This window comes from Desulforegula conservatrix Mb1Pa, from assembly GCF_000426225.1.
Taxonomy (GTDB): Bacteria; Desulfobacterota; Desulfobacteria; order Desulfobacterales; family Desulforegulaceae; genus Desulforegula; species Desulforegula conservatrix.
This window is the reverse complement of sequence record NZ_AUEY01000012.1, coordinates 70,397-78,975: the sequence shown is the minus strand read 5'-3', so window position 1 is coordinate 78,975 and position 8,579 is coordinate 70,397. Positions and strand designations below refer to the sequence as shown.

Sequence of the window (8,579 nt, the reverse complement as noted above, 5' to 3'; positions counted from 1 at the left end):
ACTTCTCGGCGCTGCATTAAAGCCGGAGCCTCCAAAACCTGCGGAACCTGCAACTTTTGAAACTGTATCCCAGGACGATATTGACAGCCTTTTTTCAAACAAACCTGTTGTTTCAGCTGCTGAGCCTGACACCCAATCAATTTCCCAGAATGAGATTGAGTCCCTGCTCTCGGGATATGACGGCAAAAAGGAAAAAGAAGAAAAGCCGGAGCCTGAATTTGTATCGCAGGATGAAATAGAGGCTCTTTTCAAACAATCAGGAAAAGAGCTTCCCGCCCAGGAACCAGAAAAAACTCAAAAGCCGGAAAAGATTGAATCGGTCACTGTTTCCCAGGATGACATAGACTCTTTGTTCGGAAGCGCTGCAAAGCCGGAAGCTCAAAAACCTGTTGAAGACGATCTTTCAAAAACCATCTCCCAGGACGACATCGACAGTCTTTTGGGATCAATATCAGAACCTGCTCCAGAGCCAATTGCTGCGCCTGTTCAGGAGAAAACAGGGTCTTCGACCGTTTCCCAGGATGATATGGACTCACTTCTCGGTGCCGGCAAGAAACCTGAAGAGCCTCCAAAGTTTGAGACCATTTCCCAGGACGACATAGACAGTCTTTTTTCAAGTGGACCTCTTGTTTCATCAGGTGAGACAGACACTCAGTCAATCTCACAGAACGAAATCGAGTCTCTGTTGTCCGGATATGACGGTAAAAAAGAAAAAGAGGAAAAACCTGAGCCTGAGTTTGTTTCACAATCAGAGCTTGATGACATCTTAAAGGATGTAAAACAGACAACTGTAATAGAAAAGTATCAAAAGCCTGACTTGGTCAGCCAAGAAGATCAGGACAAAGCTGAAACTAAAGATGCAGAATTCGCGGCAATTTCACAATCTGATATTGATTCGCTTCTTTCTGGGGCTCAAACTCCTGATACAAAAATAGTGGAGGCAGAAAATGATCTCCCAATCATTTCTCAAAACGATATTGACAGTCTTCTTAAAAAAGGGCTTTTCGATGAGCCCCAGGATGGCAAAAAAGGCGTCAAAGAAGCTGAAGATGAGCTGCCAATAGTTTCACAGAATGATATTGACGAGCTGCTTTTGAAAGGCCTTGCTGATGAGCCAACGCAAAAACAAGAAGAACCAAGCTTCATTGATCAAAATGACATAGACAAGCTGCTCACCTCAACAAATGAAGAAGACAAATACAGCTCTTCGTCAGCAAAAGAGCCGGCGATGCCGTTTGAAACTGAGCCAGGCTCAAATCAGATCACCCAGGAATTTATAGACCATATTCTTTCAAGGCCACCTGAAGATATTTTCCCTCTTGGATATTATCCTGAAAGCTCAGTTCCAAAACAGGCTCAACCTGAAAAAGAACTGATATCACAGGATGATATAGATTCTCTCCTCAGCGCGTCTCTGGCAGAGAGCCCCGAGCCTGTAAAAAAGCAAAAAGACAAAACAGCGCCCGAGATCATTTCCCAGGATGACATAGACAGTCTTCTGGCTGAAACTGTTGAAGAAGAAAAAAAGCCTGACGAACCAGAAGAAGAAGTCGAGGTAATTTCCCAGGACGATATTGACCGTCTGATGAAAATGAACCTCGAAGATTCATCAATGGAATCTAAGGAACCGCCCAAGAAAAACGTACTTACCCAGCAGCAGCTTGACGATCTGCTCAAGGTGACTGACGATGCCATAGATGAAGAGGAAAAAGAGGAACAGGTTATTCTGCAAGAGTCACATGAGCCTGTAGCAATTGTTCAGGATCAGATTGTCATTCTTGAAGAGCCCGACGAAATAAAAAAATCGCCTGAAAAAAAGGGCAGAAAAATATCCCTAAAGCCTGTTTTAAAAAAACTTGCCAGAATATCTGTACTTCCTGGGATTTTGCTCATGGGCATGGCAATAGGCGGAGGCTCGGTTTATTTTCTTTCGCCGAAGAAAATAATTGAAAAACCAGCTGAAACAGCCGCATCAGCCCCTCCGCATGAACCAGTAAAAGAGGCTCCAAAAGAACCTGCGCACGAGCCTGTTAAAGAGCACGCGGCGGCAGAAGCCCCAAAAACCGGACACGAGCAGGAAGAGCACAAGGCTGTGGTTAAATTTGTATCCACAGAGCTTAAAGGGTTCATCGTTCCTGCGCCGCCTGAGATCAAAGACGCAGCTTACGTCACTGTGGATCTTAGAATTGAAATAGCGGACAATGAAGCTAAAAAAATCGCTTTAAAGCCGGCATATTTCAGGTCTGTAATATATAAATCCATATTAAGCGCACTTCTTTCAAAGGACGATGAACTTATGGCTCCTGAAAACATGCAAATTTATCTTGAAGAAGAAATATTAAAGGCGTTCCCTGAAAATACGGTTAAAGAGATAGAACTGAAAAATTATTCAATAATCTAAATATAGATGGAGTCGCAAAAAGTCCGATTCCCGTCATTCCGGCGCAGGCCGGAATCCAGAAGTAGCTGAAAATACTGGATGCCGGATCAAGTCCGGCATGACGCCGTTGCCTTTTTTAACTTTTTGAGACCTTGTCAAATAAAAAACATTGAAAAAATGGAGGCTGAAATGACAACGATACATAATATAGGCATTGTCATTCAGCAGAGCAGCGCAGTGGTTGAAGCCCAGCAGGTAAAGCATCACCAGACAGATCCTTCCAATATTGCAGCTTCGCACCAGTTTGCAAAGGATCTCAAGGAACAGAGCACGGTCATGGAAACTGAAGGATCTGAAAAGGCTGCTCTCAGAGAAAGAGAAGAAGGAAGCAAGGGCAATCTTCATGGCAGGCATGAGGATGAAAAAAAAGATAAAAACCCTGAAGAAGAGGAAAAAACGCCGGATTCCGCAGGTTATATTATTGACACAGTGGCATGATCAGATAAGATTGATGGAGTCGCAAAAAGCTGAAAATTGGCTTTAGCGTCATGCAGGGCTTGATCCGGCATCCAGTATTTTCAGCTACTTCTGGATTCCGGCCTGCGCCGGAATGACGGGAATCGGACTTTTTGCGACTTTGCCAAGATTGACAAATTAATGAAAAGTCATGTCTGAAAATTGATATTTGCAGTTAAGAAGTGCCTTTTATGGTTAATTTGCCATCAAAAAAGGGTGATGCGTAGGTCGGATTAGGACGCCCTTTGTCGGCAATCCGACGTTAAGCCGAGTGCCTCGAGCGGGTCGCTTTTTGTAAAAAGCTCCGCAAAAACTTTATGGTTTTGTTAGTAGGCAAAAAAGCTGATATTTTTAGAGTTTTAAAAATGTTAAGCCCATTAACTTTCAAATGTTACTGAGAATTGAGCATAACCACATTAATTTATTGAAGCGGATCTATGATTAATCGTTATTCTTACTCTATTTTTTTTAATTAAGGTTTTATGGATCAGTTTCCCATCGAGTACTGGATTTATTTTCAATTAGGAATAGACATATGCCTGATCCTACTTATTCTTTTTTTTCTGAGAAATCTTAAAAAGACCCTTATAAACCAGGAATCCGACCAACCTGAAAAAATCCAGGAACCAAGTCTGCGCTCCGAAATATTCCCGCAGATCGATACATCTTCCCTTGATGTTCTGAAAGCCCTTATGGAATCGGCCAAGGACTCTTCAGAGGAATTTGACCGTCTCATCCAGGAAAAAAAAATGCTGATAGCCATGCTTGATGAGAAGCTTGAACTTAAAAAAAGGGAATTCATAAGAATAATTAAAAAAGGCGATGCAGTAACCGAGGAGCTGAAAAGATATATTCTTGATGCCGAAGACATAAACTCTGAAAAAGTTACTTTGAAGTATGACCCAGCAAAAAAAGGGCGTCTTCAGAATAATCCGCCACCAACTCCTGATCCTGAAGAAATGGTTGAGCATGAAGAAGTAAAGCCGGATCAGACAGAGGCAATAATGGAGCTTTCATCAAGGGGGCTTGAAAATAGCGCCATAGCCGCTCGCCTTAGCATTCCGATAGGAGAGGTGGAACTTATCCTTGGACTTAACAAGATCATCAAAGCGGAACAACGCAAGTAAAACTTTAGTTTTTTTGAACCCGAATATCTGCTATTCTTATTTTATTCTACTTTATTAGTTTTATAGAGAGTTTTGCTCTAAAAACTGTATCAGCTCAAACCCCATAAAAAACCTGAAAAATAGTTTATCACAAGTTTCAATGTTAAAGCATCTCAAGATGTCTTTTCTTGTAATTTTAGAAGTTTAATTCAGTTAATACTTATACCAAATCTATTTCAAAAGTGCATTAATTATCCATGGCCACGCAACAATAGATCTGACTTTTTGCTGGTCAAGCTCCATTGAAAGCAATGATGATTCCAAGTGTTTTTCAAGAGAAAAAATGCTGTCAAAAACCTTGTTATGGAAATATTTTTCACGAAGCTCATCCCAAAGATGCTCAACAGGATTAAGTTCTGGTGAATATGGAGGCAAGTGAAGCAATTTCATATTCTCAGGGGGTATAAGGGTTTCGCCTCAGAAAAAGATGTGCTTTTCTGAAATGATTGAGGCTTTAAGAGCATATATTTCGTTGTTGCTAAAAAAACATCCTCAAATTAATGGTTTAGAAGTTGTAGGAATTGATCTTGACGCAAGATTTTCTAGTAAAAATAACAAAAAAGCACCATCGAATTTGTGAGATTATCTATTTATCCATTTTTTGAGTGCTTAATGTCATATCCACCAAAGGATTTTTAATGACAAACTCCGACACCCGCTGGCAGCAGCGTTTCAGCAATTACGGAAAAGCCTTGTCCCAACTTACTGAAGCGGTAGAGCTGAGCAAAGAGAAAAAACTCTCCAAGATAGAGCAGCAGGGCCTTATAAAGGAATTCGAATTCACACACGAACTTGCATGGAACGTGATAAAGGATTTTTTCGAGTATCAGGGCAATATATCCATTATGGGTTCGAGGGATGCGACGAGGGAGGCTTTCCAGAAGGGACTTGTGACCGAAGGCGAAGGCTGGATGGAGATGATCAAAAGCAGGAATCAGACGTCTCATACATACAACCATGAGATTGCAGATGAAATAGCTGAAAAAATTATCAATCACTATCATGGACTTTTTCTGTCCTTTGAAAAGAAAATACTGGATTTAAAGAATGATTGATAAAGATTTGAAATTTGGCCTGACGAGAAGCACTATAGAAAAGATTCACTCCGTATTTTCTGCTCATCCCGGTATTCAGGAAGTTATCATTTATGGTTCAAGGGCCAAGGGCAATTATCAAAATGGTTCTGATATTGACCTTGTCATAGTAGGCAAATCTGTAAATCTATCAGAACTTCTGAAAATAGAAAACGAGCTGGATGATCTGCTTTTGCCTTATAAAATCGACCTTTCCCTTATTCACAAAATTGAAAACACGGATTTGATTGACCATATAAACCGTGTGGGGCTGGTTTTTTACGAGGATAGAAAAGCAGGCTGAAATAAAACCGAAAAGTTTTTGAAGGGGTCTGGGGAAACTTTTTTCAAAAAGTTTCCCCAGTTTTTTAACTCATCATTTTTTGGCGCTTTCTACATCGCAGCTGCCATTATCTCACCGACAGCCTTAACAAAAGAAGCTGGATTTTCCAGCTTTCCGCCTTCTGCCACAAGGGCCATATCAAAAAGCATTTTTGAGTATTTTTCAAGATCAGGATTTGCTGCGTTTTTGTCGTGCATATCCTTGATTTTTGCAAACACTGGGTGTGATGTATTTATTTCAAGAATACGCTTCTGCTTCGGCATTTCCTGGCCTGAAGCTTTCATGATTTTTTCCATGTAAGCGCTCATGCCATATTCCTCGCCGGAAAGACAGCACACAGATTCCTTGAGTCTTGATGATGCCTTTACTTCCTTCACGTTTTCGTCAAGCTTGCCTTTGATGAATTCGAACACGGGTTTGAAAGCCTCGATTTCTTTTTCATCTTTCTTTTCAATGTCAAGATCGCCTTTTTCAGCGCTTTTAAGCTTTTTGCCGCTGTATTCGAAAAGATTCTGAACCACCCACTCGTCTACAGGCTCATTCATGAGAAGAACCTCGAAGTCCTTTTCCTTAAGGGCTTCAAGATGAGGGCTGTTCATGAGGGCCGTGAGATTATCGCCGGTAATATAATAGATGAACTCCTGATCAAGCTTCATATTCTCGACATATTTCTTAAGGCTGACGTTCTTGCCCTCTGATTTTGTTGTCTTGAATCTGACAAGCTCGGAAAGTTTATCCTTGTTTCCAAAATCCATGGCAACGCCGGCTTTGATTGAATTGCCAAACTCTGCATAAAAGCTATCGTATTTTTCCTCATCCATTTTGGACAGCATCTCAAGAACCTTCTTGACGACATTCTTGCGTATATTTTTGACAAGAACATCCTGCTGAAGAATTTCACGGCTCACGTTGAGGCTGAGATCAGGAGCATCGACAATCCCTTCAAGGAATCCCATGTATTCCGGAAGCAGTTCCTCGCAGTTGTCCATGATGAGAACACGCTTGCAGTATAACTTGAGACCATTCTTGCGGGTCTGATAATACATATCAAACGGCGCTTTTGAAGGGATATAGACAAGAACATCATATTCAGTTGCGCCTTCGAATTTCATGTGAAGACGGTCAAGGGGCTTGTCCCAGTTGTGGCTTATATGCCTGTAAAATTCTTCGTATTCATCTTCCGTGACTTCGGATTTGTTTCTTGACCAGATGGCCTTCATCGAGTTGAGGGTTTCATCCTTCACAACTTTTTTGGTTGTAGGCCCTATTGGCTTACCATCGCTGTCCAGAACCTTTTCGTTTTCAGGCAGAGGCTCATCCTTTTCCACAGCCATGATAACTGGATAGCTGATGAAATCGGAATGTCTCTTTATTATGCTGCGAATTTCATATTCATCTGTAAAATTCTGATCAGCGTCAGCGTCGCCTTCCGCAACTTCTCTGAGATGCAGGGTGATGGTGGTTCCCCGTGTGTCTTTCTGAGTTTCTTCAATGCTGTAATTGCCGTCGCCTTCGGATTCCCATTTAACCGCCTGATCAGATCCGGCAGCCCTGGTCACTAATGTGACCTTGTCAGCGACTATAAAAGCGCTGTAAAATCCGACGCCGAACTGGCCAATAAGCTCGGGTGAAAAAGCAGACTCTTTTTTTGCCTTTTCAATGGCTTCGACAAAACCGGCTGTACCGCTTTTTGCAATCGTGCCGATATTGTCTATGACTTCCTGCCATGTCATTCCGACACCATTGTCTGAAATCTCGAGGGTGTTTTTTTCCTTGTCTGCCGTAATTCTGATTCTGAAATCAGGATCGCTCCCAAGAAGTCCCGGCTCTGTCTGTGCTTTGAATCTAAGCTTGTCTATGGCGTCAGATGCGTTGGATATGAGTTCCCTTAAAAAAATTTCCTTGTTCGAATAAAGAGAGTGAATTATCAGATTTAGAAGCTGTTTTACCTCTGTCTGAAACTGGAAAACTTCCTTTTTCATCCTTGCCTTAACCTCCATGTTTAATTATTTAATTTATTTGGTAAATTAATTTGAAAATTACGGGCATAAGATTATAGTCATTTTGAAAATGTCAAGGTTGACTGTTCTGGAAAATGTCTAATTTTAGTAAAATGCAGGGTCTGACCAGACTTAAACCAGACCTCATCTGGACTGGCCTGATTCTGTTTTTAATATTTTAAGGAGTGTAAAATATGGCTTATGATGAATTAGACTATCAGGGTATGATTTTCAGGCCGCCGAGCGAGGCTGACAGCATACTCTTGCAGGTTACGGTGGGATGCTCCCACAACAAATGCACCTTCTGCGAGATGTACAAGGCAAAAAGATTCTCAATAAAAAAAGACGAAGTAATTATGGCGGACATAGCAAAGGCCGCAAAACTATATAAAGGATTCAGGAGACTTTTTCTTTGCGACGGTGATGCTCTAATCATTCCACAAAAAAGACTCATTGCAATTCTCGATGAAATTAAAAAGAAACTTCCATGGCTCGAAAGAATCGGAACCTACGCAAATCATAAAAGCATAAGCATGAAAACTCCTGAGGAACTAGTGGAACTCAGGGAACACGGCCTGTCAATAGCATATATGGGCATAGAGTCCGGTGACGCAGTAACACTTGAGAATATCAAAAAAGGCGCCACACCTGAACGCCTCATAGAAATGGGCAAAAAAATCAAGGCATCGGGAATAAAGCTTTCTGTTACTGTTTTAAATGGCATTGGCGGCAGGGAGCGTTCAATGATACACGCAAAGGAAACAGGGAGGGTTCTGTCTGAAATGAATCCTGATTTTGTCGGAGCATTAAGCCTGATGCTTACTCCCGGCACCTCTCTTTATAAAGATCATATGGATGGGAAATTTCCTGTAATCGACGCAAACGAAATGCTCCAGGAACTTGGAGTAATGTTCGCAAATACGAACTTGACAGGCGGTCTTTTTCATGCAAACCACGCATCCAATTATTTGCCAATAAGAGCGAAGCTGCCTGATGATAAGGACAGAATTCTAAGACTTATCAATGAAGCGCTGGCAGGAAAAGTTAAGCTGAAGCCTGAGTATATGAGGGCATTATAAGCGAGTTTTTTGCGGAGCTTTT

Annotated in this window: 8 protein-coding genes; 6 read left to right on the top strand and 2 right to left on the bottom strand. The window is 41.5% G+C overall.

Translation table 11 applies throughout. From position 1 onward, the window contains the following. The 3 genes from K245_RS28025 to K245_RS0106910 all read left to right on the top strand — a co-directional run. On the top strand, nucleotides 1–2,401 hold a 2,401-nt coding region (locus K245_RS28025; RefSeq protein WP_035276670.1), incomplete at its 5' end, for a hypothetical protein. Nucleotides 2,402–2,569: 168 nt separating this feature from the next. After that, nucleotides 2,570–2,878: a hypothetical protein gene (locus tag K245_RS0106915; protein ID WP_156906727.1), complete on the top strand. Its 309-nt coding sequence runs from the start codon at nucleotides 2,570–2,572 to the stop codon at nucleotides 2,876–2,878. Nucleotides 2,879–3,378: 500 nt separating this feature from the next. After that, nucleotides 3,379–4,023 carry a DUF6115 domain-containing protein gene (locus K245_RS0106910; protein WP_027358699.1) on the top strand — a complete coding sequence of 215 codons (645 nt, stop codon included), beginning with the start codon at nucleotides 3,379–3,381 and terminating at the stop codon, nucleotides 4,021–4,023. A gap of 210 nt (nucleotides 4,024–4,233) precedes the next feature. Here K245_RS0106910 and K245_RS28020 read toward each other — a convergent pair whose 3' ends face one another. Further along, nucleotides 4,234–4,452 carry a transposase gene (locus tag K245_RS28020; RefSeq protein ID WP_051283948.1) on the bottom strand — a complete coding sequence of 73 codons (219 nt, stop codon included), beginning with the start codon at nucleotides 4,450–4,452 and terminating at the stop codon, nucleotides 4,234–4,236. 248 nt (nucleotides 4,453–4,700) lie between these two features. On the opposite strand from K245_RS28020, the gene K245_RS0106895 reads away from it, so the two are divergent. Both K245_RS0106895 and K245_RS0106890 read left to right on the top strand, forming a co-directional pair. Continuing rightward, nucleotides 4,701–5,117: a nucleotidyltransferase substrate binding protein gene (locus K245_RS0106895; RefSeq protein ID WP_027358698.1), complete on the top strand. Its 417-nt coding sequence runs from the start codon at nucleotides 4,701–4,703 to the stop codon at nucleotides 5,115–5,117. Then, entirely contained in the window at nucleotides 5,110–5,439 is a 330-nt protein-coding gene (locus tag K245_RS0106890; RefSeq protein ID WP_027358697.1) for a nucleotidyltransferase domain-containing protein, read from the top strand. The genes K245_RS0106895 and K245_RS0106890 overlap by 8 nt, the downstream gene beginning before the upstream one ends. An 89-nt stretch (nucleotides 5,440–5,528) precedes the next feature. Here K245_RS0106890 and htpG read toward each other — a convergent pair whose 3' ends face one another. Then, nucleotides 5,529–7,460 carry a molecular chaperone HtpG gene (gene htpG / locus K245_RS0106885; protein ID WP_027358696.1) on the bottom strand — a complete coding sequence of 644 codons (1,932 nt, stop codon included), beginning with the start codon at nucleotides 7,458–7,460 and terminating at the stop codon, nucleotides 5,529–5,531. 212 nt (nucleotides 7,461–7,672) lie between these two features. Here htpG and K245_RS0106880 point away from each other — a divergent pair, with 212 nt between their 5' ends. Then, nucleotides 7,673–8,557 (top strand): radical SAM protein, encoded by an 885-nt coding sequence (locus K245_RS0106880; protein ID WP_027358695.1) that lies wholly within the window; start codon nucleotides 7,673–7,675, stop codon nucleotides 8,555–8,557. The last annotated feature ends 22 nt before the right edge of the window (nucleotides 8,558–8,579 follow it).

Bases quoted from the DNA above. Each gene is read 5' to 3' on its own strand.
- K245_RS0106915 (WP_156906727.1), top strand. From the start codon at position 2,570: ATGACAACGATACATAATATAGGCATTGTCATTCAGCAGAGCAGCGCA.
- K245_RS0106910 (WP_027358699.1), top strand. From the start codon at position 3,379: ATGGATCAGTTTCCCATCGAGTACTGGATTTATTTTCAATTAGGAATA.
- K245_RS28020 (WP_051283948.1), bottom strand. From the start codon at position 4,452: ATGAAATTGCTTCACTTGCCTCCATATTCACCAGAACTTAATCCTGTT.
- K245_RS0106895 (WP_027358698.1), top strand. From the start codon at position 4,701: ATGACAAACTCCGACACCCGCTGGCAGCAGCGTTTCAGCAATTACGGA.
- K245_RS0106890 (WP_027358697.1), top strand. From the start codon at position 5,110: ATGATTGATAAAGATTTGAAATTTGGCCTGACGAGAAGCACTATAGAA.
- htpG (WP_027358696.1), bottom strand. From the start codon at position 7,460: ATGAAAAAGGAAGTTTTCCAGTTTCAGACAGAGGTAAAACAGCTTCTA.
- K245_RS0106880 (WP_027358695.1), top strand. From the start codon at position 7,673: ATGGCTTATGATGAATTAGACTATCAGGGTATGATTTTCAGGCCGCCG.